General features: G+C 73.6%; 18 protein-coding genes and 1 pseudogene. 11 read left to right on the top strand and 8 right to left on the bottom strand.

Going from position 1 to position 23,422, the window contains the following annotated elements; all coding sequences use genetic code 11:
* Positions 1 to 104: 104 nt before the first annotated feature.
* The gene (locus AB0947_RS27320; RefSeq protein ID WP_366752968.1) at positions 105 to 1,289 is read left to right on the top strand and encodes an ROK family protein; all 1,185 of its coding nucleotides are present in this window, start codon (positions 105 to 107) and stop codon (positions 1,287 to 1,289) included.
* A gap of 106 nt (positions 1,290 to 1,395) precedes the next feature.
* Positions 1,396 to 4,110: a sugar-binding domain-containing protein gene (locus AB0947_RS27315; protein WP_366752967.1), complete on the top strand. Its 2,715-nt coding sequence runs from the start codon at positions 1,396 to 1,398 to the stop codon at positions 4,108 to 4,110.
* Between the two features lie 47 nt (positions 4,111 to 4,157).
* On the opposite strand, the gene AB0947_RS27310 is transcribed toward AB0947_RS27315, so the two are convergent.
* Positions 4,158 to 5,615: a hydrolase gene (locus AB0947_RS27310; protein ID WP_366752966.1), complete on the bottom strand. Its 1,458-nt coding sequence runs from the start codon at positions 5,613 to 5,615 to the stop codon at positions 4,158 to 4,160.
* A 227-nt stretch (positions 5,616 to 5,842) separates the two neighbouring features.
* Between AB0947_RS27310 and AB0947_RS27305 the strand changes: the two genes are divergently transcribed.
* Positions 5,843 to 6,106, top strand: coding sequence for a GlsB/YeaQ/YmgE family stress response membrane protein (locus AB0947_RS27305; protein WP_366752965.1), 264 nt, complete (start codon positions 5,843 to 5,845; stop codon positions 6,104 to 6,106).
* Between the two features lies 1 nt (position 6,107).
* On the opposite strand, the gene AB0947_RS27300 is transcribed toward AB0947_RS27305, so the two are convergent.
* Positions 6,108 to 6,884 (bottom strand): GNAT family N-acetyltransferase, encoded by a 777-nt coding sequence (locus AB0947_RS27300; protein WP_366752964.1) that lies wholly within the window; start codon positions 6,882 to 6,884, stop codon positions 6,108 to 6,110.
* Positions 6,885 to 6,957: 73 nt separating this feature from the next.
* The gene (locus AB0947_RS27295; protein WP_366752963.1) at positions 6,958 to 7,329 is read right to left on the bottom strand and encodes a MerR family transcriptional regulator; all 372 of its coding nucleotides are present in this window, start codon (positions 7,327 to 7,329) and stop codon (positions 6,958 to 6,960) included.
* Positions 7,330 to 7,389: 60 nt separating this feature from the next.
* Between AB0947_RS27295 and AB0947_RS27290 the strand changes: the two genes are divergently transcribed.
* Positions 7,390 to 8,676 (top strand): MFS transporter, encoded by a 1,287-nt coding sequence (locus AB0947_RS27290; RefSeq protein WP_366752962.1) that lies wholly within the window; start codon positions 7,390 to 7,392, stop codon positions 8,674 to 8,676.
* The gene (locus AB0947_RS27285) at positions 8,660 to 9,151 is read left to right on the top strand and encodes a nucleoside deaminase (protein WP_366752961.1); all 492 of its coding nucleotides are present in this window, start codon (positions 8,660 to 8,662) and stop codon (positions 9,149 to 9,151) included. Before AB0947_RS27290 ends, AB0947_RS27285 begins: the two co-directional genes overlap by 17 nt.
* Before the next feature lie 3 nt (positions 9,152 to 9,154).
* Here the strand turns inward: AB0947_RS27285 and AB0947_RS27280 are convergent, their stop codons facing one another.
* Together AB0947_RS27280 and AB0947_RS27275 are read right to left on the bottom strand one after the other, a co-directional pair.
* On the bottom strand, positions 9,155 to 10,009 hold the full coding sequence (locus AB0947_RS27280; RefSeq protein ID WP_366752960.1) for a GNAT family N-acetyltransferase: 855 nt from the start codon (positions 10,007 to 10,009) through the stop codon (positions 9,155 to 9,157).
* Positions 10,010 to 10,247: 238 nt separating this feature from the next.
* Entirely contained in the window at positions 10,248 to 10,928 is a 681-nt protein-coding gene (locus AB0947_RS27275; RefSeq protein WP_366752959.1) for a chaplin, read from the bottom strand.
* Between the two features lie 285 nt (positions 10,929 to 11,213).
* On the opposite strand from AB0947_RS27275, the gene AB0947_RS27270 reads away from it, so the two are divergent.
* Together AB0947_RS27270 and AB0947_RS27265 are read left to right on the top strand one after the other, a co-directional pair.
* Entirely contained in the window at positions 11,214 to 12,818 is a 1,605-nt protein-coding gene (locus AB0947_RS27270; protein WP_366752958.1) for an alpha/beta hydrolase, read from the top strand.
* A 181-nt stretch (positions 12,819 to 12,999) separates the two neighbouring features.
* Positions 13,000 to 13,524 (top strand): DUF4232 domain-containing protein, encoded by a 525-nt coding sequence (locus AB0947_RS27265; RefSeq protein WP_366752957.1) that lies wholly within the window; start codon positions 13,000 to 13,002, stop codon positions 13,522 to 13,524.
* A 4-nt stretch (positions 13,525 to 13,528) separates the two neighbouring features.
* Here AB0947_RS27265 and asnB read toward each other — a convergent pair whose 3' ends face one another.
* Positions 13,529 to 15,370 (bottom strand): asparagine synthase (glutamine-hydrolyzing), encoded by a 1,842-nt coding sequence (asnB, locus tag AB0947_RS27260; RefSeq protein WP_366752956.1) that lies wholly within the window; start codon positions 15,368 to 15,370, stop codon positions 13,529 to 13,531.
* Positions 15,371 to 15,839: 469 nt separating this feature from the next.
* Between asnB and AB0947_RS27255 the strand changes: the two genes are divergently transcribed.
* Both AB0947_RS27255 and AB0947_RS27250 read left to right on the top strand, forming a co-directional pair.
* Positions 15,840 to 16,934: a chemotaxis protein gene (locus AB0947_RS27255; RefSeq protein WP_366752955.1), complete on the top strand. Its 1,095-nt coding sequence runs from the start codon at positions 15,840 to 15,842 to the stop codon at positions 16,932 to 16,934.
* Positions 16,935 to 16,999: 65 nt separating this feature from the next.
* Positions 17,000 to 18,024, top strand: a pseudogene (locus AB0947_RS27250) (Gfo/Idh/MocA family oxidoreductase).
* Between the two features lie 55 nt (positions 18,025 to 18,079).
* Here AB0947_RS27250 and AB0947_RS27245 read toward each other — a convergent pair.
* Positions 18,080 to 18,493, bottom strand: a complete 414-nt coding sequence (locus tag AB0947_RS27245; protein WP_366752954.1) for an SsgA family sporulation/cell division regulator — start codon at positions 18,491 to 18,493, stop codon at positions 18,080 to 18,082.
* A gap of 347 nt (positions 18,494 to 18,840) precedes the next feature.
* Between AB0947_RS27245 and AB0947_RS27240 the strand changes: the two genes are divergently transcribed.
* Positions 18,841 to 20,280, top strand: a complete 1,440-nt coding sequence (locus AB0947_RS27240; protein ID WP_366752953.1) for a SpoIIE family protein phosphatase — start codon at positions 18,841 to 18,843, stop codon at positions 20,278 to 20,280.
* Between the two features lie 48 nt (positions 20,281 to 20,328).
* On the opposite strand, the gene AB0947_RS27235 is transcribed toward AB0947_RS27240, so the two are convergent.
* On the bottom strand, positions 20,329 to 21,825 hold the full coding sequence (locus tag AB0947_RS27235; protein WP_366752952.1) for a hypothetical protein: 1,497 nt from the start codon (positions 21,823 to 21,825) through the stop codon (positions 20,329 to 20,331).
* Positions 21,826 to 22,169: 344 nt separating this feature from the next.
* On the opposite strand from AB0947_RS27235, the gene AB0947_RS27230 reads away from it, so the two are divergent.
* Complete coding sequence (locus AB0947_RS27230) at positions 22,170 to 23,315, top strand: aminoglycoside phosphotransferase family protein (RefSeq protein WP_366752951.1); 1,146 nt, start codon at positions 22,170 to 22,172, stop codon at positions 23,313 to 23,315.
* The last annotated feature ends 107 nt before the right edge of the window (positions 23,316 to 23,422 follow it).

The raw sequence follows: 23,422 nt of genomic DNA, 5'->3' as shown, positions 1-23,422 counted from the left end.
ACGCGACGGGCGCGCGACGCCCGGCGGAGGGTGACTGGCGGATAAAGTTAAGGAGCCTTACTAGAGGCGTCAAGTGTGTGACAGGAATGCACGAGAATGGTGCGATGCCCGCCAGCGACGTCGTAGAGCAGCCGGAACAGCCCTGGAGCCGCCGGCGGCTGCGCCGTACCAACGAACGGCTGCTGCTGGACCGGCTGCGTGCCCTCGGCTCCGCCTCGCGCGCCCAACTGGCCCGGGAGACCGGCCTGTCCAAGCCGACGGTGTCCAGCGCGCTGGCCTCGCTGGCGGCGGCCGGGCTGGTGCACGAGGTCGGCACGCAGGCCCCGGAGCGCGGGCGCACCGCCGTGCTCTACGCACCCGATCCGGCCGCCGGGTACGCGCTCGGCGTGGACATCGGCCGGGGCTGGCTGCGCGTGGCGGTGGTGGACCTGGACGGCACGGTCGTGGCGCGGGCCGACAGACGCAACCGGGCGCGCGCCTCGGCCGCCCTCACCGACCTGGTCGTGGGCACCGCCCGCCAGGTGATCGCCAACTCGGGCGTGGACCCGGCTCAGGTGGTGAACGGGGTGGTGGGCACGCCGGGGGTGTACGACGAGAAGCGGCGGCGGGTGCGCTACGCGATGCACCTGCCGGGATGGGGGCGGGCCGGGCTGGTGGACGGCATGCGCACGGAGCTGGGCGTGCCGCTGGAGGTGCACAACGACGCCAATCTGGCGGCGCTCGGCGAGTACACCTACGGCGTCGGCGCGGGCAGCCGGCTCTTCGCGTACATCCTGATCGGCACCGGCCTGGGGATGGGGGTGGTCAGCGAGGGCCGGCTGTTCACGGGCGCGCACGGGCTGGCCGGGGAGATCGGCTTCCTGCCGTGGCACGGCCGGCAGAAGCAGGAGCGGCTGGAGGACGCGGTGTCGGGGGTGGCGGTGGTGGAGTCCGCCCGCGAGTTCGGGATGCGCGGGCAGCTCACGGCGAAGGCCGTGTTCGACGCGGCCCGGCAGGGACATCCGGGCGCGGTGCGGGCGGTGGAGCTGGAGGGCGAGCGGATAGCGCACACCGTGGCGGCGGCCGCCGCCGTGCTGGATCCGGACCTCGTGGTGCTCGGCGGTGGTGTCGGGCACAGCGTCGACCTGCTGCTGCGGCCCGTGCGGGAGCGGCTGCGCGCGCTGACCCCGCTGCGGCCCCGGATCGCGCCGAGCCGGCTCGGTGAGGACGCCGTGCTGCTGGGCGCGGTGGCGACGGCCCTGGACACGGCCCGCGACCTGGTGTTCGAACGCCGTACGGCCGGAACCTGACCCGTTCAACGGCCACCGCGGCGGGGGTCGTTGACACGGTCCACGGCGCGCCCTAGCGTGGCCGGAGTTAGTAAAGTTTCCTAACTTTACGAGGCTGGAGACCGCCGTGTTCCCTCGCCCCGCCCGCCGGCTCCCCATGACCGCCGCACTCATCGCCCTGGTCGGCTCCCTGACCGCCGGCGCCTGGGCCGGCCCCCGGGACACGGCGGAACCCCACCGGCCCGCCCCGATCACCCATGTGCCCTCCGCCGCCGGCAGCAGCACCCCGCTGTCCGGCTACGCCGTCCAGTCCACGGCGAAGGTGGGCGACTCGGCGGCGGCCGTGTCCTCCCCCGGTTATCGGGCGCGGGACTGGTATCCGGCGGGCCCGCGCTCCACGGTACTGGCCGCACTGCTGGCGAACGGGGTCTACGGCGACCCGTTCCACTCCACCGACCAGCGGAAGATCCCCCGGGCCGACTTCGAGGTGCCCTGGTGGTACCGCGCCGACTTCACCGTCCGGGACACCCGGCAGCGCACTTCCCTCGACTTCAGCGGGGTCGTCTCGGCGGCGGACGTCTACGTGAACGGCCGGCGGGTGGCGAAGGCCGCCGAGGTGACCGGCGCCTACACCCGCCACGAGCTCGACATCACCCCGCTGGTCAGGTCCGGCACCAACACGGTCGCGTTCCGCGTCCGGCCCAACGACCCGCTCAAGGACCTGACCATGGGCTGGATCGACTGGCTCCAGCCGCCGCCCGACCAGAACATGGGAATCGTCCGGGACGTGCTGGTCCGCAGGGGCGGCCCGGTCGCCCTGCGCGACGCGCACGTGGTCACGAAGCTGGCGGTGCCGAAGCTCGGCACGGCCGACCTGACGGTCAAGGCACAGGCCCGCAACGACACGGACGCGCCGGTCACGGCGGAGGTCGGCGGCAGCGTCGCCGGGACCGCTTTCCGTACGACGGTGCCGCTCGCCGCGCACGAGACGAAGACCGTCACCTTCTCCCCCGCCGGCACCCCCGGCCTGCACCTGACCGGCCCCAAGGTGTGGTGGCCGGCCGGCATGGGCGGGCAGCCGCTGTACGACCTCCGCCTCACCGCCACCGTGGCCGGCACCACGTCGGACACCGCGCACGAGACCTTCGGCATCCGGGACGTGAAGGCCCCGCTGGACTCCCACGGCGCCCGGCAGTACCGGATCAACGGCCGCAGGCTGCTGATCAAGGGCGGCGGCTGGTCCCCGGACGAGTTCCTGCGCTGGGACCCCGCCTATGTCGAGGACCGCCTGAAGTACGCCCTGGACCTGGGCCTGAACACCCTCCGCCTGGAAGGACACCTGGAACCGGACGAGTTCTTCGCCCTGGCCGACCGCTACGGCCTGCTCACCCTGCCGGGCTGGGAGTGCTGCGACAAATGGGAGGGCCAGGTCAACGGCAGCGAGAAGGGCGACCGGTGGACCGACGCCGACTACCCGGTCGCCCGGGCGTCCATGGCCGCCGAGGCCGCGCGGCTGCGTGACCACCCGAGCGTCGTCTCCTTCCTGATCGGCAGCGACTTCGCCCCCGACGCGACGATCGAGAAGACCTACCTGGACGCCCTGGAGTCCGCCGACTGGCCCACCCCCGTGGTCTCCTCCGCCTCCGACCGGTCCTCCCCCCGGCTGGGCAGCTCGGGCATGAAGATGACCGGCCCCTACGACTGGGTACCGCCCGGCTACTGGTACGCCAAGCGGGAGGGCGGGGCGACCGGGTTCAACTCCGAGACCAGCGCGGGCCCCAGCATCCCCACCCTCGACACCCTGCGCCGGATGATGACACCCGCCGAACTCGACACCCTGTGGAAGGACCCGGACGCCAGGCAGTACCACCGCTCGCCGTCCCCCGTCTTCGGCACGCTGAAGATCTACGACGACGCCCTCGCCGGCCGCTACGGCGCCCCGACCGGCCTCACCGACTACGTCCGCAAGGCCCAGCTGGCCCAGTACGAGAACGTCCGCGCCCAGTTCGAGGCGTACGGACGCAACGCGACCGACCGGGACCGGCCCGCCACCGGGGTGATCCACTGGATGTTCAACAGCGGCTGGACGTCCCTGCACTGGCAGCTGACCGACCGCTACCTCGACCAGAACGGCTCCTACTACGGCGCGAAGAAGGCGAACGAGCCGCTGCACATCCAGTACTCCTACGACGACCGCTCGGTCGTGGTGGTGAACAACCGGCCCGCCGCCGCCGAGGGCCTCACCGCGCGGGCCACGCTGTTCGATCCCGACGGCACCCGGAAGTACGACAGGACCGTCACCGGTGTCGCGGTGGGCGGCGGCGGGGCGCACGGCACACCGCTCACCCTGCCGTCCTCGGTGAGCGGGCTGGCGCGGACGTACCTGCTCCGGCTGGTGCTGACGGACGCGGACGGCAGGGAGGTCAGCCGGAACGTGTACTGGCTCTCCACCCGGCCCGACAGCCTCGACTGGAACGGCACCACCTGGTACCACACGCCGACGACGAGCTACGCCGACATGAAGGGGCTCACCTCGATGGCGCGGGTCCCGGTGACGGCGACGGCGACCACGCGGGCCTCGGACGGTACGGCGACCACGACCGTGACCCTGCGCCACGGCGGAAGCGGGGCGACCCCGGCGCTGCTGACGGACGTGCACCTCGTCGACGAGCACGGCAAGCCCGTGCTGCCGGTGCGCTGGTCGGACAACGAGGTGAGCCTGTGGCCGGGCGAGTCGGTGACGCTGACCGCCACCTACCGGACGGCCGGCCTGCGCGGCTCGGCACCGGCCGTGCGGATCTCCGGGTGGAACACGCCGGAGCGGACGGTGCCGGCGGGCTGACACCGCACAGGGGGGCGGACCCGCGTGGCCCACCCCCCCGTCCCGGCTCAGCTCACGGTGAGCGCGGTGTCGTCGAGGACGAACGACGTCTGGAGGGTGGAGCCCTCGGTGCCGGTGAACTTGATCGTCACGGTCTGGCCGGCGTAGCTCGCGAGGTTGAAGCTGCGCTGGGTGTAGCCGCTCCCCGCGTTCAGGTTCGAGTAGGTCGCGAGGGTGGACAGCACCGTTCCGCCGCTGCCCAGGACCTGGGCCTTGAGGGTGTCGTAGGCCGTCGTGGTGGTCGTCTCGGCGGTGTCGACGTGGAGGTAGAAGCTCAGGGTGGCGCTCGTGCAGCCGGCCGGGATGGTCACCGACTGCGCGAGGGTGTCGGTGCGGGCCGAGCCGTAGCCGTCCAGCCAGGCCTTGTAGGAGCCGGTGCGGGCGGCCTCGCCGGTGTCGTTGGTGATCACACCGCTGGAGGCGGTCCAGGAGGCGGCGCCGGACTCGAAGCCGGGGTTGGCCAGGAGCTGGGCGGACGTGCAGGTGCCGCCACCTCCACCGCCGCCACCGCCGCCGCCACTGCCGCTCGCGCCGGACAGCCACTCGGTGGCGTTGAGGGCGAGGGCCGCGTCGTTGGCGGAGGAGTCGTTCCAGCCGTCGTACAGCGTGTTGCCGGACTGGCCGGTGCCGTCGTCGATCGGGGAGCTGTCGCCCCAGAACGCCACCCGGCCGCTGCCGAAGGTGCTGGTGGCGAAGAAGACACCGGTGTTGCCGGAGTAACCGGTGCGGTGGAGCAGGCCCTTGACGGACGGGTTGTCGGCGGGCTTGAGCGTGGCGGTCGTACCGCTGGCGATCAGGCTCTTGGTGACGGTACCGAAGGAGCCGTGCAGCACCGGGTCGGTGCTGTCGCTGATCGCGGCCGGGTGGTCGGAGCTGATGCTCAGCGAGTCGACGGAGAAGCCGAACGGGTCGGTGGAGTCGACGCTGTTGTTCGTCATCAGGTCGTTGAGGATCTCGACCGCGTCGTAGCCGTCGTTGTTGCGGTCGGCGCCCGTGTGGTCGGAGATCATGAACAGGCCGCCGCCGTTCTTCACGAAGTTCATGATCGCCGTCTTCTCGGCGCTCGTGAACAGCGTGTTGGGTTCCGGCAGGACCAGCGTGTCGAAGTTCGACAGGTCGGTCGCGGACGTGCCGCCGTAGGCGAGGCTGGAGCCCGACGGCAGCGTCTTCAGGCTGTAGCCGCCGGTCTTCTGCAGCGCCACGCCCCAGGAGGACAGCGCGCCGGTCCAGTCCGTCTCGGCGGACGGGGTGGAGTCCTGGCCGAGCGGGTCGGGCTGGCTGGTGGAGATGATCCAGTCGGCGTTGCCGGCCGTCTCGGCGTGGGCGTTGTCGAACAGGACGCGGTGCGTGGTCGCCGCGTGGGCGGGGGTGCCGGTGCCGGCCTGGAGGGCGGCTGCGGTGACCAGCAGGCCGAGGCCGGCCAGGGCGGTGGTGAATCTGGGGCGGGATCTCCCGGATCCGGGCATCCGTCGAACCTCCGTGAAGGGGTGGGGAAGCGGGCGGTGCGGGCGCCAAGTCTGCGCGCGTAGAACCGGCGTGAGGTTCTACACGCGTCGAACGGTTGAAAGGTACATGGCATGAAGGGCCGTGAACAGAGGCTTCCGGGGACAACCGGGGCGGAGTGGCTCCGCTTACAGCGGGCACATGCCACATCAACGGGGATCATCAACAAGACCGTCAAGGAGGGTCGGCCATGGAGATCTCGGGCATCATCAGCGCCATCGTCATCGGCCTCGTCATCGGTGTGCTGGGGCGGCTGGTCGTCCCGGGGCGGCAGCACATCGGGATCCTGTGGACCGTCGTCGTCGGCATCGTGGCCGCGCTGCTGGGCTCGGCGATCGCCGCCGGGCTGGGGGTCGCCGACACCAAGGGGCCCGACTGGATCGAGTGGCTCATCCAGATAGCCCTGGCGGCCGTCGGAGTGGCCGCGCTGGACCGGAGCCGGGCCCGGCGCTGAGTCAGTTCCCGTAGAGGTACGGCGTCGTCGTGGTCAGCGCGTGGAAGCCGAGGCGGTCCAGGATCGGGCGGCTCATGGACGAGGCGTCGACGTGGACGTAGCGGTAGCCCCGGGCGGCGGCGACGCGGACGCGGTGGGCGATCAGGGCGCGGTAGATGCCCCTGCCCCGCCAGGCCGCGACCGTGCCGCCGCCCCACAGCCCGGCGAACCGGGTGCCGGGCACCAGCTCCATGCGGGCGGCGGCGACCGGCTCGCCGCCGGCGAGGGCGGCCACGGCCACGACCGTGCCGGGGTCGGTGGCCAGGCGGGAGAGCAACCGGTGCCGCAGCCCGCCGCCGTCGGTCCCGAAGACCCGCTCGTGCACGTCCACGACGAGGTCGACGCCGGCCGGATCGGTGGCCTCGACGAAGCGGACGCCGGCCGGTGGCGCGGTGTCCAGCGGCAGCTCGGTCACCTCGGCCACCATGAGTGTCTCCGCGGGCTCGGCCCGGAATCCGGCGGCGAGCAGCCGGTCGCCGAGATCGGCCGGCTCGTCGTGGGCGTAGAGCTTCCACTCGAAGTCCAGTCCCAGACCGCCGAAGTAGGCGATCTGGTCGCGGACGGCCCGGTCCGCGTCCGCCGCGTCCAGGGCGGACCAGAGCACGCCGTTCCAGCCGGGCGCGTCCGCGACCTGGCGCACCACCCCGCCGGCCCGCTCGATCCGGGCCCCGGGTCCGTCGGGCCGGGCACCCTCGCGCAGGTCACGGTCGTACACAGCGAGCACTGAGGCATGATCCATGGCCCCACTTCAGCACGGCGGCCGGGCCGGGACAAAGGATTAACCAGCCGGTCCGGCGGCAACCGACGGGACGTCAGCGGCCGTCCGGCCGTACCGCCGCCAGGTACGCGGTGAGGCGGTCGCGGTTGCGGGCCAGGCAGTCGATGCGGGACTGGATGCGGTCGATGTGCCCCTGGAGCAGGGCGGCCGTCTCCGCCGGCACGTCCTCGGGGGCCGGCACGAGATGCCCCGGACCGCACAGGTACGGCAGGATCGCGCGGATCATCTCGGTGGTCAGGCCGGAGTCCAGCAGGCCGCGGATCTGTCCCACCCGCGCGACCGCGGACTCCGGATAGCTGCGGTAGCCGTTGCCGGCGCGTTCCGGATGGAGCAGGTGCTGCTCCTCGTAGTACCGCAGCAGCCGGGCGGGGACGCCCGTACGGCGGGACAGCTCACCGATCCGCATGCCGGCCTCCCGGAGCCGCGCTTGACCTTCACACTGATGTGAGGCTTCGACCATGGTGGCATGACCCTGTCCTCCCAGGTCAAGGGCGGCCGCCTGCCGTGGTCGGGGCTGCTCGCCCTGTCCTGCGCCGCGTTCACCGCCGTACTGACCGAACTCCTCCCGGCGGGCCTGCTGCCCGCGATGGCGCCCCCGCTGGGGGTGGCCGAGTCCCGGATCGGTTTCCTCGTCACCGCCTACGCCGCGGCCTCGTTCGTGGCCGCGATCCCGTTGACCGCGGCCCTGCGGGGGCTCCCCCGGCGGCCGGTCCTGTGCGGCGCGCTGCTGGGGTTCGCCGCGGCGAACGCGCTCGTCGCGGTGTCGTCGTCGTACCCGCTCACCGTCGCGGCCCGGCTGCTGGCCGGGGCGACGGGCGGCACGCTGTGGGCGATGCTCGCCGGGTACGCGGCCCGCATGGTGCCGGCCGAGCGGCGCGGCCGGGCCGTCGCGGTGGTGCTCGCCGGGATCACCCTGGCCCTGGCGCTGGGCGTGCCCGCGGGTACCGCGCTGGCCGGGGCGGTGGGCTGGCGGGCCGCGTTCGGCACGCTCGCCGTGCTCGCCGTGCTGCTCGTGGGCTGGGTACGGCTGCGGGTGCCCCGCTTCCCGGGCGCACCCCCGCACGCGCGCCTGCCCCTGGTCCGGGTCGCCGTGCGCCCCGGGATCCGCCCGGTGCTGTCCGTCACGCTGTTCCTGCTGCTGGGGCACCAGGTGATGTACACCTACGTCGCCCCGTTCGCCGCGCACGCGGGATACGGCCGTACGGACGTGCTGCTCGCGGTGTTCGGCTGCGCCACGGTGGCCGGCGTCTGGCTCACCGGCCTGCTGGTCGACCGCAAGCCGCGTCCCACCCTGCTCACGGCGCTCGCCCTGGTCGCGGCCGTGCTGCCGGTGATGGGCCTGGGCGCCCGGGTGCCCTGGCTGCTGGCCGGCGCGGTGGCGCTGTGGGGTGTGGCCTTCGGCGGGGCGCCCACGCTGATCCAGACGGCGCTCGTCGACGTGTCGGGGCCGGCCGACGCCGATGTGGCGACCTCGTTGCAGACCACGGTGTACAACGCGGGCATCGCGGCCGGGTCGTTCACCGGCGGTCTGGCGCTGGACGCCGCGGGCGCGGGGGCCCTGCCCTGGACCGCCTTGCCGCCGGTGCTGCTGGCGCTCGCCACGGTCGCGGCCGGGCGCCGGTACGCCTTCCCGGCGCGGCGGCCGGCCGTTGCCACTGAGGCAAACGCGCTGGCGGGGGCGGCCGAGGTGGCCGTAACGTGCCCCGCCGGAGATCATGCCGTGAGGAGGTGGGCCGATGGTACGGGACAGTGAGCTGCGGTACCTGCGCCGCTGTGTGGAGCTGGCCGAGGAGGCGCTGGACGCAGGTGACGAGCCCTTCGGTTCGGTGCTCGTGGCCGGGGACGGGACCGTGCTGGCGGAGGACCGCAACCGGGTGGCGGGCGGGGACCGCACCCGGCATCCCGAGTTCGAGCTGGCCCGCTGGTCGGCCGCGCACCTGACGCCCGGGGAGCGGGCGGCGGCGACCGTCTACACCTCCGGCGAGCACTGCCCGATGTGCGCGGCGGCGCACGCCTGGGTGGGACTCGGCCGGATCGTGTACGTCGTCTCCTCCGTCCAGCTCTCCGGTCTGCTGGCCGAGCTGGGTGTGCCCGCGCCGCCGGTGCGCACGCTGCCCGTGCGGGACATCGCGCCCGACGTGGCGGTGGAGGGGCCGGTACCGGAACTGGTGGACGAGGTAGGGCGGTTGCACCGCCGTTTCCACGCCGGGAACGCCGAACGCGCCTGACGGTCAGCCGAGTTCGAGCGTGGTGACGCCGAACACCCGCTGCCGGGCGTACGCGCGCACCGGTCCCGTGTACATGCGGGCGGTCTCGAAGGAGGGGCGCAGGCCCGCCTCTTCGGCGAGGGCGACGGCGGCCGTGTTCGGCTCGGGGACGTCGATCGCCACCTCGCTGCCGGCCGCCTCGGCGGTGAGGGCGGCGAACAGGACCCGGGCGTCGTCGGCGGTGTCCGCGAAGAGGGGGCCGACGCGCAGGGTGTCGTGGCCGGGGCGGAGCACGCCGTAGCCGGTCGGGCGACCGCCCTCCTCCCGGACGACGGCACGGTGGCCGGGCGTGCGCAGCCACTCGGCGAGGAAGCGGGGGCGGTCCGCGGGGTGGCAGGCGCTGTCGTAGGCGGTGAGCGCGGCCAGGTCGGCGGGTCCGGCCGGGCGGACACCGGCGGGGGTGCCGGTGTGGGGGGCGGTGCCGGTGAAGCGGATGGTGCGGTGGGCGGGACGGAAGCCGGACCGGCGGTAGTTGGCCTGCTGGGCGACGACTCCGTCCAGGCCCACGGTGCGGTTCCCGGCGTGGGCGAGCGCGGTCTTCCACGTGGTGAGCCCGTGTCCCTGGCCGCGCAGGTCGGGACGGACCAGGTAGCAGCCGAGGAAGGCGTAGTCGGGGCCGTGGTTGACGACGGAGATGGCCGACACCGGCTCCCCGTCGATCCGGCCGAGGAAGAACCCCTCGGGGTCCTGCGCGAAGAACGCGGGCCCGTCGGACAGCCCGGGGTTCCATCCCTCCGCGGCCGCCCACCCGCTGATCACCGGCCAGTCGTCGAGAGTGGCCCGCGTGACGACGAGGTCGTGGGGGGTGGCAGGGGTCATCGCTGCGCTCCGTTCTCCGTCGGGGTGGGGCTGTCCGCACGGCAGGGGCGTCCGCCGGCCGCCCGCAGCATCCTTCCGGATCAAGACGGGCCGCGCCACGGGGGGACCGGACGGTGCGGCTGGACTGCGCCGCTGGGGCGGGGAGTTGGAAGACTCTCGGGTACGGAGAGGCGAGGGCAGGAGGGGACGCGGCACGGCCCCGCCGGGCCGGGGTCCGGTGGGGCCGCGTGGGGGTGGGTCAGTGGGCCCGGCCCGGGCGGAAGCGGCGGTACAGGATCGCTCCGGTGAGCAGGAGCGCGGCGCTGCCGGCGACGGCGGGGGCCGTCACGTCGGCTCCCGTGTGCGCCAGCGTGGAGGTCGCCGGGTGCGGGGCGGGGTGCGACCGGACGGGGGCCGGCGGCTTCGGCGCCCGGTGCGTCGGGGCCGGGGTCCGCGGGGGCCGGGTCGGCTCCTCGCCGGGGCCGTTGACCGACTGGTTGCCGTGGGCCGGGTTGCCGATGCCGACGACGTCGACGCTGTTCCCGCTGACGTTGACCGGCAGATCGACGGGGAGCTGGATGCCGTTGCCCGACAGCACCCCGGGCGAGTCCTCGGCGCCACCGTGGGCGGAGGCGCCCCCGGACGCGGTCGCCGCCTCGGTCTTCCCCGTGCCGCCGCTCCTGCCGCCGGTGTTCGCGCACGCGTTGCCCGCGGCCGGATCGAGCAGCCCGACGACGTCCACCGTGTTGCCGCAGACGTTCACCGGCACGTGCACCGGCAGCTGGATGTCGTTGCCGGAGACCAGCCCGGGCGAGCCGGCCGCCGAGCCGCGGGCGTCGGACCCGCCCGCCGCGAAGGCGGTGGACACCGGCAGCGCCACGGCCATCGCGCCGGAGGCGGCGGCGACGGCGATCACACCGTTTCGGGTAGCCCGTCTCATAGGTTCCCTGCCTTCCAGACTTCATCGCGAGCACTCACCCGCACCACCTAAAACGGAGTCGAACCAATCGGAGTTATGGCTAATCGGTCTTTCACCCCATCGAGCGGCACGGTTATCGAACTGCATGTGAAGCCGCCGAAAGATCACCAACAGGGGCATGGAGGGCGCGCAGATTACACCGGCCGCAGCCGCCCCGCTCGCCCGGAGGCGGGCCGTCCGGGGCCCGCTTAACCTGATCCGAGGGCGCCGTCCCCGGTCCCGGCGGGCGCCCCGGGAGGCGTAACGATGCTGGCCAAGCTGTCCACACGGCCCGCCGTCCGGCGCTGCGCGGGTGCCTCGGCCCTCGTCCTGGCGCTGCTCGGAGCCGGGCTGCCCGCGGCTGCCGCCGACCAGCCGCAGCCCGACCTGTCGCGGTTCTACCGGCAGAAGCTCACCTGGACCGCCTGTCCGGGGACGGACACGCCCGACGACCTCCAGTGCGCGAAGGTCACCGTCCCCCTCGACTACGCGCGACCACGCGACGGCACGCTCGACGTGGCCCTGGCCCGCTACCGCGCCAGCGGGACGTCCCGGGGCTCGCTGCTGCTGAACTTCGGCGGTCCGGGCGGCGCCGGCGTCCCCGCGCTGGCCGCCGAGGGCAAGCAGTTCATGGACCTGACCAAGGGCTACGACGTGGTCACCTTCGACCCGCGCGGGGTCGGCCGGTCCTCCCCCGTCAGCTGCGGCGACGGCGACGCCCTCGCCTCGGCCTGGACGGAGGGGGACACCGACGCCGGCCGTCCGCAGACGCTGCTCAAGCAGCTGCGGCAGGCCGCCGACCGGTGCGCCCGGTCCTCCGGCCCGGTGCTGGCGCACATCGGCACCGTGAACGCCTCCCGCGACCTGGACGTCATCCGCCAGGCGCTCGGCGACGACCGGCTCAACTACCTGGGCTTCTCCTACGGCAGCCGGCTCGGCGCGGTGTACGCGGCGCAGTTCCCCGGCAAGGTCGGCCGGGTCGTCCTGGACGGCGTGGACACGCTGACCGAGTCGCCGGCCGAGCAGGGGGTGGCGGGGGCCGAGGGGCAGCAGACGGCACTGGACGACTTCCTGGACTGGTGTACGACGGATCTCGGCTGTCCGTTCGGGCAGGACCGGCGCAGGGCCGGGGACCAGGTGATCCGGCTGGTGCGCTCGCTCGACGAGAACCCGGTGCCCACGGACTTCGGCGGCTCGTTCTCCGGCCAGGACCTGGTGGGCGCCATCGGACAGGGCCTGTACAGCAGGGAGCTGTGGCCCTCGCTGGAGCGGGCGCTGGCCTCGCTGATCGACGACGGCGACACCCGGCGCGTCCTGGCCTTCGCCACGGGCGGCATCGGCCTGCCCCGCGAGCGGCACCGGACGGACGGCGGGCTGGCCGACACCGAGGACGTCCCGGCGGACAACCTGCCGGCGGCGCTGATGGCGATCAACTGCGCGGACGACCCCGACCGGCCCACCGCGGCACGGCTCACCAGGGACCTGAAGGACCTGCGGGCCGTCTACGACCAGGCGTCACCGGTCTTCGGCCGCTACCGGCTCACCCAGTTGCTGCTGTGCTACGGCCGGCCCAAGGGCACCGACTTCATCCGCGACCGGGTGAAGGACGTGCACACGGCGAAGATGCTGCTCGTCGGCACGCGCGGCGATCCGGCGACGCCGTACCAGTGGACCGTGGAGACGGCGCAGCGGCTCGGCCCGTCGGCGGTGGTGCTCGACAACAAGGGTGAGGGCCACACCGGGTACTCGTCCTCCGTGTGTGTGCACCGCAAGGTCAACGACTTCCTGCTGTACGGCTCGCTGCCCGCGAACGGCAGCTCCTGCCCGGCCGACGCGGGTCGCCAGAGTGTCACCCCGGGCAGCGGCGGCTGAGGGCCGCACGCCACCGGCCGCCGGTCGCCGCCGCACCGGCCGGCACCGGCTGTGGCGCATCCGGGTGAACGCCGCGCACCGGGGCAACCTCCCGGCCGCCCCGGCCGTCCCCCACGACAAGGCGCGCCCAGGCCGCCGTGTCCCGCCCCATCCCGTACCTGACCGTGACAGGGAGCCCGTCATGCGCATGCGCGCCGTCATCGCCGTACCCGCCGCCTCGGCCGCCGTGGCGGCCCTGCTGCTGACCGCCCCGCAGAGCCAGGCCGCCACCGGCCCGGACCGGCCCGCCCGCTGCGCGGAGAAGACGCTGACGATCCGGGCGCAGGCCGTGAGCGGTCACCCGACCGTGCTGCGCACCAGCGTCACCAACCGCGGCCCGCGCGCGTGCGTCGTCGACCGGGTGCCCACGGTGAGCTTCGGGGACCTGGACGGGATCGCGTTGCCGGTGCCGGAGGGCGGCGCGGGCGGCTACCGGCTGGCGGCCGGCAGCACGGCGTACGCCGACGTGCGGACCATCGCCGACCCGGCGGACCCGCAGGCCCGCCGGGTGGTGGGGGTCGGGGTGGCGGCGTCGGCCGAGCACTGGGGCCGCTCGTTCACCGCGGGGCGGCTGGGCACCGGGCGCCGGGTGCTGGTGTGGGAGCCGGTGACCACGTGGTGGCAGCGGTCGGCGGCGGCCGCCGACCGTGCCATCGGACTCGGCTGACCGCTCAGTCGAGCACCAGCTCGGGCGAGTAGAGGTCCAGCCACGCCGCGAGGTCCAGGGTGCGTTCCAGGCCCCGCCGGGCCGCCTGGGTGCTGACCGGCGCCTCGCGTTCGGCGGCCTGCCGGACCCGGTCCCGGTCGACGAGGTCGAAGACGCGGTGGGAGGGCCGGGCGAGCAGGTCCTTGGCCTGCTCCTGGAGGGCGCGGGCGTAGCGGGGGTCCTGCGTGGACGGATACGGGCTCTTGACCCGCTCGTACACCGAACGCGGCAGCACGTCCGCCGACGCCTCCCGCAGCAGGCTCTTCTCCCGGCCGTCGAAGGACTTCAGGGCCCAGGGCGTGTTGTAGACGTACTCGACCAGCCGGTGGTCGCAGAACGGCACCCGGACCTCCAGTCCGACGGCCATGCTCATGCGGTCCTTGCGGTCGAGCAGCATGCGCACGAAGCGGGTCAGGTGCAGGTGGCTGATCTGCCGCATCCGGTACTCGAAGTCGCTCTCGCCGTCCAGCCGGTCGATGCCGGCGACGGCGGTGCGGTAGCCGTCGGCGACATAGCTCTCCAGGTCGAGGGACTTGGCGAGGTCGGCGCGCACCACGCCGGCGTCCTCGCCGAAGTGGCGGCTCATGGTCGTCAGCCACGGGAAGGCGTCGGCGCGGCGCGCCTCCTCGTCGAAGAACTGGAGGTAGCCGCCGAAGACCTCGTCGGCGGACTCGCCGGACAGGGCCACCGTGGACTTCTCCCGGATGGCGCGGAAGAGCAGCAGCAGGGAACTGTCCATGTCGCCGAGGCCGGACGGCAGGTCACGGGCCCGGATGACCTGGGCGCGGACGGCGGGGTCGGCGAGGGCCTCGGCGTCGAGCACGATGTCCTGGTGGTCGGTGCCGGCGAGCCGGGCCACGTCGTGCACGAAGGGCGTGTCGGGGGTGCCGCGCAGCTCGTCGGCGACGAAGTTGTCGGTCTGGCCGACGAAGTCGACGGCGAAGCTGCGCACCTTCTCGCCCTGCGCGGCGAGTTGCCGGGCGGCCAGGGCGGTCATGGCGCTGGAGTCGAGCCCGCCGGAGAGCAGGGTGCAGCGCGGCACGTCGGCGACCAGCTGGCGGCGCACGATGTCGTCGAGGAGCGAGCGCACGGTGGCGATGGTGGTGTCGCGGTCGTCGGTGTGGGGGCGGGTCTCCAGGCTCCAGTACACGCGGGTGGACAGGCCGGAGCGGTCGACGGTGACGACCGTGCCGGGCTCCACCTCGCGCATGCCGTCCCAGAAGGCGTGGCCCGGCGTCTTGACCATGACGAACAGCTCGCGCAGGCCGTCCAGCGTGACGCGGGGCCGGACCAGCGGGTTGGCGAGGATCGCCTTGGGTTCCGAGCCGAAGAGGACGCCGTCGGCGGTGGGCTGGTAGTAGAACGGCTTGATGCCCATGCGGTCGCGGATCATGACCAGCTTGTCGGCGCGGCCGTCCCACACGGCGAACGCGTACATGCCGTTGAGCCGTTCCGCGACGGCGTCGCCCCACTCCAGGTAGCCGTGCAGCACGACCTCGGTGTCGGAGTCGGTGGTGAAGCGGTGACCGCGGTCCGTCAGTTCCCGGCGCAGCTCGGTGAAGTTGTAGGCCTCCCCGCTGTAGACGAGGGCGACGGTGCCCTCGGGGGTCGGCACTGACATCGGCTGCCGGCCGCCGGGGAGGTCGATGATGGCGAGCCGGCGGTGTCCGAGGGCGGCGGGGCCCTCGGTCCAGGTGCCGCGGTCGTCCGGGCCCCGGCAGGCCATCGTCTCGGTCATCGCATGCAATGTGGTGGCCTCGGCCGTCAGGTCACGGTCGAAGGAGACCCACCCGGTGATGCCGCACATGCGCTACCTCCTGCCTCCGGCTGCCCGTCGGCCCCGCGTTCAGCTGCGCTTTCGCGGCCGCGGGAGTTCGGCCGGCAAACCAGTTGTATCGAGCACCTATATGACGAGCGTCCGCCAGCCGGTCGGCCGAGTCAACGCGGCCGTAACACGGCGGGGACATCCGCCCCACGGTTTCGGCCGCGTTTTGCCTCAGCGAAATCCGCGGACAGGCCCGCCACCGGGCACGGGGCGAAAAGAACCGGCCACAGGAAAAAACTTCCTCAAGCGGCCCAGGCGGTACGCCCACGCTACGCCTTCGCGGTCAGAAACGAGCCCGGCACCCGGACCGGCCCGGCCGGGCTCCGCGGTCACCGGCCGCGGGCTCCGTGTCACCGCCGTTCACCGGGGCCGCCGACGGCGGTCGGCCGGGGGCACCGGGGCCCGGATTAGCCCGAATGCCGTAATGGTGAATCCGCCCTATCGTCGTGTCATGGAGCACGCACTGAGTCCCGTGACCCTTGCCGAACTGCGGCGCCCGCGCCCCTATCCGGCAGTCTCCGTTCTGACCCCGACGCACCGTCGCGAACGCGGGAGCGGCCAGGACCCGGTCCGGCTGCGCAACGCGCTGACCGAGGCGCGCAGGCGCCTGGAGTCCGACCCCGCCGTCACCCGTGAGCGGCGCGCCGACGTCGTGGCACAGCTCGACCGCGCCCTCGCGGAGGTCGACCTGACGCATGCCGAGGACGGCCTGGTGATCTTCGCGGCGCCGGGTGAGCACCAGGTCTGGTCCCTGGCCCGGACCGTCCCCGAGCGGGTGGTGCTGTCCGACACCTTCCTCACCCGCAACCTGGTTGCCGCGCACACCGCCGAGCGGCCCTACTGGGTGCTGTCCGTCTCCGCGGACCGCGTCACCCTGTGGAGCGGCGGCCCGGACCGCGTCGTGGAGGAACGCTGGGGCGGCTTCCCGCTGGAGCGCAGGCGGGAGAACTTCGACGCGGAGCGCCAGATGCGCATCGGTGATCTGCCGAGCACCTTCCGCGACGAGGGCACCCGCCAGTTCCTGCGCGAGGCGGACACCGCCATGAGCACGGTCCTGCGCGAACAGCCCCGGCCGCTCTACGTCATCGGCGAGCAGGCGGCGCTGTCGCTGCTGGGCGAGGTCGGCAGCGTCGCCGCGTGCGCCGTCCACGTCCCGCGCGGCGGCCTCGGACACGCCGGCCCCGACGCGGTCTGGCAGGCGCTGCGCCCGGTCCTGGAGGAGGAGTCCCGCAAGGACACCACGGCCGTGGTCGAGGAGCTGGTCTCGGCGCGCGGTCACCGCACGTACGCGGCCGGGCTGGACGAGCTGTGGCAGAGCGCCCGGGAGGGCCGGGTGCGGCTGCTGGCGGTGGAGGAGGACTTCCGGGCCACCGTCCGCGATCTCGGCGAACATCTGGTGCCGGCCGAGCCCGGCGACCTGGACGCCCGCGACGACATCGTGGACGAGATCGTCGAGCAGTGCCTGGAGACGGGCGCCGAGGTGCGCTTCGTGCCCGACGGCGCGCTCGGCGACGCCCACGGCATCGCGGGAGTGCTGCGGTACTGACCCCGAAGGGCCCCCGTGCGTCGGCGTACGCTACGGCGTGATCGTCGGCGTAAGGGAGCACACGCATGGGTGACCTGCTGGGTGTGGCGGTACTGGGTGCCGGGCACATGGGGGCCGATCACATACGACGGCTCGACCGGGTGGTCAGCGGAGCCAGGGTCGCGGCGGTGGCCGACCCCGATGCCGAGCGGGCCGCGTCAGCGGTGGCCGGGCTCGACGGGGTCAGCGTGCACACGGACCCGCTCGCCGCGCTCGACGCGCCCGGTGTCGCGGCCGTCCTCATCGCCTCCCCCGGCCCCGCGCACGAGGAGGCGCTGCTCGCCGCCTTCGCGCGGCGGCTGCCGGTGCTGTGCGAGAAGCCCATGGTGCCGGACTCCGCCGGTGCCCTGCGGATCGTGGAGGCCGAGGCGGCGCTCGGCCGCCGGCTGGCCCAGATCGGCTTCATGCGCCGCTACGACGCCGAGTACCGGCGGCTGAAGGCGCTGCTGAACGGGGGCGGCCTGGGCCGGCCGCTGATGCTGCACTGCACGCACCGCAACGTCTCCTCCCCCGCCGGCTTCACCAGCGCCATGCTCGTCAACAGTTCCGTCTCGCACGAAATCGACGCGGCCCGCTGGCTGCTCGGGCAGGAGCTGACGGCGGTCACCGTGCTGCGGCCCACGCCGGCCTCGGGCGCGCCCGAGGGCCTGCTCGACCCGCAGTTCGTGCTGTTCGAGACCGGGCGCGGCGCGCTGGTGGACGTGGAGGTCTTCGTGAACAGCGGCTTCGGCTACCAGGTCCGCTGCGAGGCCGTGTGCGAGGCGGGCAGCGCCCGGATCGGCGACGAGCACACCATGGTGGTCACCACCCGGGGCGGCGCCCGGGAGGAGGTGGCGCAGGACTACCTCGTCCGCTTCGCCGACGCCTACGACCGCGAGGTGCAGGCGTGGGTCGACGCGACCCGGCGCGGGAGGTCACCGGGCCGGACGTGTGGGACGGCTACGCGGCGTCCGCCGTCGCCGAGGCGGGGGTCCGGGCGCTGGAGACGGGAGGCCGGGCGGCCGTCGACCTGGCCCCGCGTCCGGACCTGTACGCCACCGCGAGCCGCTGACGCCGGGGCGCGGCCGGCCGGCGACCCAGCCGCCACCGCTCGGGGAACCGCCGCCTCACACCCCGCCGAACAGCGCGCTCAGCCCCCGCTCCACCACGTCCGCCACGTCCTCCTGCCCGCCCGCCACCACCTCGTACGTGCGCACCAGGAAGCGGCGCAGCGACGACTCCGGGAACAGCAGCAGGGCCATGCCGTGCGGCGAGTGGAACTCCACGACCGTCCGGGTCCGGCCGTACGGCCATATCTGCACGTCCCCGTGGCCGGCCGGGGCCCGCAGCCCCTGGTCGAGCAGGGCGCGCGCGAAGGTCCAGGTGACCTCCTCGCCGTTCAGCGCGGCCTCGGCCGGGAAGTCCACGAACACGGCGAGGGGGTCGTCGGCGGTGTAACGAAGAGTGGCGGACACCGGGACCTCCTGGTCCTGGGCGGTGACGAGCCGGGCCTCGGCGAGCTGTGCGACGGTGATGTCCATGCTCTTAAGGAGTCGGCGCGGCCCCGTCGCATGCCGCCAATTCCGGTCAGACTTCGGCAGGTACCGGCCGCTTGGCATCGCCATGGAACACACATGCGACGAACATGCGCTTGAGCCCTGGGGACGGAGCGTGTCGACTGGCTCAACTCGCGTATCGATGCTACGACTTGACCGCCCCGCCGCGTACGCCATTCGTCCCCGCGGAACCCTCCGGGAAGACTCTGGCATATGCCGGAAGCACCACCGTATCGTGTGTTGCCGAATCCCTTACAGGGCGTCGCGGGCTGTGCGACAGTCGTAGCGGTCCCCCATCGTCCCCGTCGTACCGTCCCCCATCGGAGTGCGTCATGCCGTCCCCAGTCTCCGCGGACCGCCCAGCCGCCCAGCCGCCCGGGCGCGGCTCGGTCGAAGCGCTGATCACGCAGGCGCGGCGGCTCAAAGGCGACGTGGACGCCGTACGGCGGGACACCCGGAGCGACGGTGCGGACCCCGAGGAACGCTGGCAGCGCGCCCTGTGCGACCTCGCCCTGCACCAACTCGACGATCTGGACGCCCACCTGGCCCAGCTGCGGGACGGCCCGCAGCCCGCTCCTGCCGAGCCCGCGACAGCGCCCCCGGAGCCGCCCGCGCCGCCCGCTCCGGCCGCCGCCCCGAGCGGCTCGCTGCTCAGCCGCGTCGGCAGCGCCGAGTGGGATCTGCTGACGGACGAGGCCACCTGGTCCGGCGAGCTGTACCGGATCCTCGGCCTCGACCCGGCCCGTCCGGCCCTCACCCTGGACGAGCTGCCCAGCCTGGTCCTGGACGAGGACCGGCCGAAACTCACCGCCATGGTCACGGACTGCCTGGTCGACGCCAAGCCGATCGACGGCGAGTTCCGTGTCGTACGGCCCGACGCCTCCGTGCGGACCGTGCACATGATGGGCGAGCCGGTGCTCGGCGCCGACGGCGGGACGACCTCCATGTGGGCCGTGCTGCGCGACGTCAGCGAACTGCGCCGCAGCCAGCGCACGGTGCGCGAGACCCGTGACTCGCTGCACCGCCACCGCCGGCAGGAGCAGACCGAACACCGGATCGCGGCAGAGTTGCAGGAAGCCGTGCTGCCGCCCTGGCGCGGCTCCCTGCGGCTCCCGCGCCAGGGGCCGGGCGCGCTGGACCTGGCGGCCCACCGGCTCCCGGCCGCCGCCCCCACGCTGCTCGGCGGTGACTGGTACGACGCCCTGGAACTGACCGACGGTCAGACGCTGCTCAGCGTCGGCGACCTCACCGGACAGGGCGTGGCCGTCGCCTCCGGCATGGCCACGCTGCTCGGCGCCGTACGCGGGATGGCGATGGCCGGCACCGAGCCCGGTCACCTGCTCACCCTGCTCAACCGGTTACTCGACACCACCGTGCAGCCCGCCCTCGGCAGCGCCGTCTGCTGCCGCTACCGGCCCGAGACCCGCACCCTGGTCTGGGCGCAGGCAGGACACCCCGCCCCGCTGCTGTACCGCGACGGGACGGGGCGCGTGCTGAACACACCGGACGGCGTCCTGCTCGGCGCCTCCTCGGGCGCCGTCTACGGACAGTCCGTCCTCACCCTGCGACCGGGCGACCTGCTTCTCCTGCACACCGACGGGCTGCTGTCGGGGCACAGCGGGACGGCGGCCGCGGACCGGCTGCTCGGCCTCGCCCCGCGGTTCGGCGCGGCGCGTACCGCGCAGGACTGTGTGCGCACGGTCGTCGAGGAGTTCGGTGGCGCAGGGCGCGAGGACGACGCGTGCGTGCTCGTCGCCAAGGTCACGACCTGACGGTCACCCCATGTGAGCGGCCCGCCGGGCCGGTCGGCGCCCAGGCCCCTATGCCTGTGCGCTGGTGCCGTCCCCCTTGCTCCTTGGCTTGGGCAGCGCGAGCCGGATCTCCTCCCGCAGTTCGTGGATCCTCGGGTAGCCGGCGTACTCCGCGGTCAGCCGGTACATCTGCCGCAGCCGGTCCCAGGTGCGCCGGGAGGAGTTCGAGCCCATCGACATCAGGGCCAGCCGGGCGTAGCGGTCGGCCTGTTCGGGGTCGTCGGCGATGAAGCAGGCCGACGCCATGGACAGATGGTCGAAGATCTTCGACCGCTCCCGCCCGTCGACGCGCAGGGCGAGCGCCTTCTCCGCGTAGTGCTGGGCGTGCGCGGCCGCGCCCGGGTCGAACTCCGCCAGCGTGCGGTACGCGAGCGCCTGCATGCCGTACAGATCCTCGTCCTTGAAGGTCTGCATCCAGTCCGGCGGTTCCACGTCCTGCCGGTCGGAGACGAAGAGGTCCTCCGCCCGCCCGAGCGTGCGGCGCATCGCCTGGCCCTTGCCCATCGACGCCTGCGCCCAGGCCTCGATGGTGTGGAACATCGCCTTCGTCCGTGGCTGCAGACGGTCGCCGGCGCCGGACCGGGCGAGCTTCATCAGGTCCAGGGCGTCGTCGGGCCGGCCGAGGTGCACCATCTGCCGGGCCGCCCGGGACAGCGCCTCACCCGCGCGCGGCCGGTCACCGCCCTCTCTGGCGGCGTGGGCGGCGATGACGAAGTACTTCTGCGCCGTGGGCTCCAGGCCGACGTCGTGCGACATCCAGCCCGCGAGGACGGCGAGGTTGGCCGCGACGCCCCACAGACGCCGCTGGAGGTGGGGTGGATGGCGGTAGGCGAGCATGCCGCCCACCTCGTTGAGCTGGCCCACGACCGCCTTGCGCTGGAGCCCGCCGCCACGGGCCGCGTCCCAGGCGCGGAACACCTCGACCGAGCGCTCCAGCTCCTCGATCTCCTGGGACCCGATGGGAGCGGCCTCGTAGCGGTCGTATCCGGCGGGGTCGGCGTTCAAGGGGTCGTCGAGGACAGGGGCGTCGGCCCTCAGGGCCGGGTCGGTGTGCAGCCAGTCGTGCATGGCGCTGCTGAGTGTGGATCCCGCGGCGAGCGCGGCACCCGCGCCCACCAAGCCGCGTCGGTTGAGCATGAGGTCCATTCCCGTGAATTCGGTGAGGACCGCGGCGGTCCGTTCGGGCGCCCACGGCACACCGTCGGGATGTTCCTCGATCCCGTCGCTCTGCCGTTTCCCCGTACGCCCGTGCCGCACCAGACCTAGGTCCTCGATGGTCACGACACGGCCGAGACGCTCGGTGAACAGGGCCGCCAGCACCCGCGGCACCGGATCGCGCGGGATCTCTCCCATGTCGATCCACCGCCGCACCCGGGAGGTGTCGGTCGCCAGCTGGGAGTGGCCCATGGCCGCCGCCTGCCGGTTGACCAGCCTCGCGAGTTCGCCCTTCGACCAGCCGGCCAGGCCGAACAGGTCCGCAAGGCGGGTGTTGGGTTGTCCGCTCACGTCAAGCCCCCAGGTTCTCGGCTGAGTTGACAGTAGCCCGGTGCAACTTGCCGAGCGACTATTCGCCACGGTTCGCCAGGGTCCGCCAGATGGTGTGCCACCGGCGATCGGGTGTCAGGTAGGAACGCGCCACCCCGACCCGGTCGCCACCCGCATATGACGGCCGTATACGGCGGAGCACGGCGGGCGACGACGGGCACACTCCCCAGGGTGTACCCGGACGGCCGGGCCGGGTGGGCGCACGCTCCCGGAACCACGCTCACGGGGCACGCGACCTGAGCACGAGTTCGGGACGCGGACGTACAGGCAGGCACCGCAGGCACACGAAGGGATCTGTTTCTCCCATGTACGCAGCATCGTCCTCCGTGTCCGCCCCGCCCCGGCCGCTGCGCCCCCGCCCGGCGGGCGGCGGGCCCTACCTCGACCCGGCACCGCGCCCGGGCGGTCCCGTGCCGGTCGCGGGCCGGGCCCGGCGGGTCCCGGGCCAGCCCGGCACCCAACCGCTCAGCGGGAGGCTGGACCTGTCCGGCCCCCAGGGCGCGCAGCTGCGCACCGCGCTCGCCTCGGTGCAGCGGATCTGCCCGGAGTTCGCCCCGGTGCAGGTCCTGCGGCGCAGCGGACGGTCCGTCCTCCTCGTCGGGACGACAGGGCGCAGCACGGCCGTCGCGAAGTGTCTCCTGGACCACTCGCCCGCCTGGGCGGAGCGGAGCCGCCAGGAAATAGCCGCATACCGCTCGTTCGTCCGGCACCGGCCGCCGGTCCGGGTGCCCAGGCTGATCGCGGCGGACCCGGACAACTGCACGCTGGTGATCGAGCGGATGCCGGGCCGGACGGCCTCGTTCCAGCGGCATCCGGTGGAGGCCCCGCCGCGCGCGGACATCCGGGCCGCGCTCGGCGCGATCTGCCGGCTGAACGCCTGGCGGCCCCCGGCGGGCACCTTCGACATGCCGCTGGACTACGCGGCCCGGATCTCCCGGTACCACGAACTGGGCCTGTTCACCGACCGGGACCTCGGCGACCTGCAGAAGCTGCTGCACGGCATCGCCCAAGAGGTGGGCCGGCACGGCATGCTCCAGTTCTGCCACGGCGACGCCCTGCTGTCGAACATCCTGTTGTCACCGGCCGGTCCAGTGCTGGTGGACTGGGAGCACGCGGGCTGGTATCTGCCGGGGTACGACCTGGCGACGCTGTGGCTGGTCCTCGGGGACGCGCCGGTGGCCCGGCGGCAGATCAGCCAGATCGCCCAGTCGGCGGGCCCGGCCTCCCGGGACGCCTTCCTGGTGAACCTGATGCTCCTGCTGACCCGGGAGATCCGTACGTACGAGACGGCCGTGCAGCGTTCGATGCAGGACACGGCCCCGGCGGCACCGGTCGCGGCTCACCCCGGTGCCATGCCGTCCGGCGAGGAACAGCGGCTGCTGCTCAGGCGGTTGCACGACGACTGCCAGATGGCTCGCAAGGCCGTCCGCGCGGCGGTCGGTACTCGCTGACCGGGCGACGGCTCCGCGGTGCGCCCTGAGCGGCGGCGTGCCGCGGACCTTCGTGAGCGTGCCCGGACTCCGGGATCCACTGGTGTATGCCAGTGACGCCCCGCAGG

The organism is Streptomyces sp. NPDC047841 (genome assembly GCF_040704085.1).
Taxonomy (GTDB): domain Bacteria; phylum Actinomycetota; class Actinomycetes; order Streptomycetales; family Streptomycetaceae; genus Streptomyces; species Streptomyces argyrophylli.
Note: the sequence above shows the minus strand (reverse complement) of the source record. Positions and strands in the feature narration are given on the sequence as shown.

Coding starts and splice junctions, on each gene's coding strand:
- AB0947_RS27320 (WP_366752968.1), top strand. CDS start 105: ATGCCCGCCAGCGACGTCGTAGAGCAGCCGGAACAGCCCTGGAGCCGC.
- AB0947_RS27310 (WP_366752966.1), bottom strand. CDS start 5,615: ATGCCCGGATCCGGGAGATCCCGCCCCAGATTCACCACCGCCCTGGCC.
- AB0947_RS27305 (WP_366752965.1), top strand. CDS start 5,843: ATGGAGATCTCGGGCATCATCAGCGCCATCGTCATCGGCCTCGTCATC.
- AB0947_RS27300 (WP_366752964.1), bottom strand. CDS start 6,884: ATGGATCATGCCTCAGTGCTCGCTGTGTACGACCGTGACCTGCGCGAG.
- AB0947_RS27295 (WP_366752963.1), bottom strand. CDS start 7,329: ATGCGGATCGGTGAGCTGTCCCGCCGTACGGGCGTCCCCGCCCGGCTG.
- AB0947_RS27290 (WP_366752962.1), top strand. CDS start 7,390: ATGACCCTGTCCTCCCAGGTCAAGGGCGGCCGCCTGCCGTGGTCGGGG.
- AB0947_RS27285 (WP_366752961.1), top strand. CDS start 8,660: ATGGTACGGGACAGTGAGCTGCGGTACCTGCGCCGCTGTGTGGAGCTG.
- AB0947_RS27280 (WP_366752960.1), bottom strand. CDS start 10,009: ATGACCCCTGCCACCCCCCACGACCTCGTCGTCACGCGGGCCACTCTC.
- AB0947_RS27275 (WP_366752959.1), bottom strand. CDS start 10,928: ATGAGACGGGCTACCCGAAACGGTGTGATCGCCGTCGCCGCCGCCTCC.
- AB0947_RS27270 (WP_366752958.1), top strand. CDS start 11,214: ATGCTGGCCAAGCTGTCCACACGGCCCGCCGTCCGGCGCTGCGCGGGT.
- AB0947_RS27265 (WP_366752957.1), top strand. CDS start 13,000: ATGCGCATGCGCGCCGTCATCGCCGTACCCGCCGCCTCGGCCGCCGTG.
- asnB (WP_366752956.1), bottom strand. CDS start 15,370: ATGTGCGGCATCACCGGGTGGGTCTCCTTCGACCGTGACCTGACGGCC.
- AB0947_RS27255 (WP_366752955.1), top strand. CDS start 15,840: ATGGAGCACGCACTGAGTCCCGTGACCCTTGCCGAACTGCGGCGCCCG.
- AB0947_RS27245 (WP_366752954.1), bottom strand. CDS start 18,493: ATGGACATCACCGTCGCACAGCTCGCCGAGGCCCGGCTCGTCACCGCC.
- AB0947_RS27240 (WP_366752953.1), top strand. CDS start 18,841: ATGCCGTCCCCAGTCTCCGCGGACCGCCCAGCCGCCCAGCCGCCCGGG.
- AB0947_RS27230 (WP_366752951.1), top strand. CDS start 22,170: ATGTACGCAGCATCGTCCTCCGTGTCCGCCCCGCCCCGGCCGCTGCGC.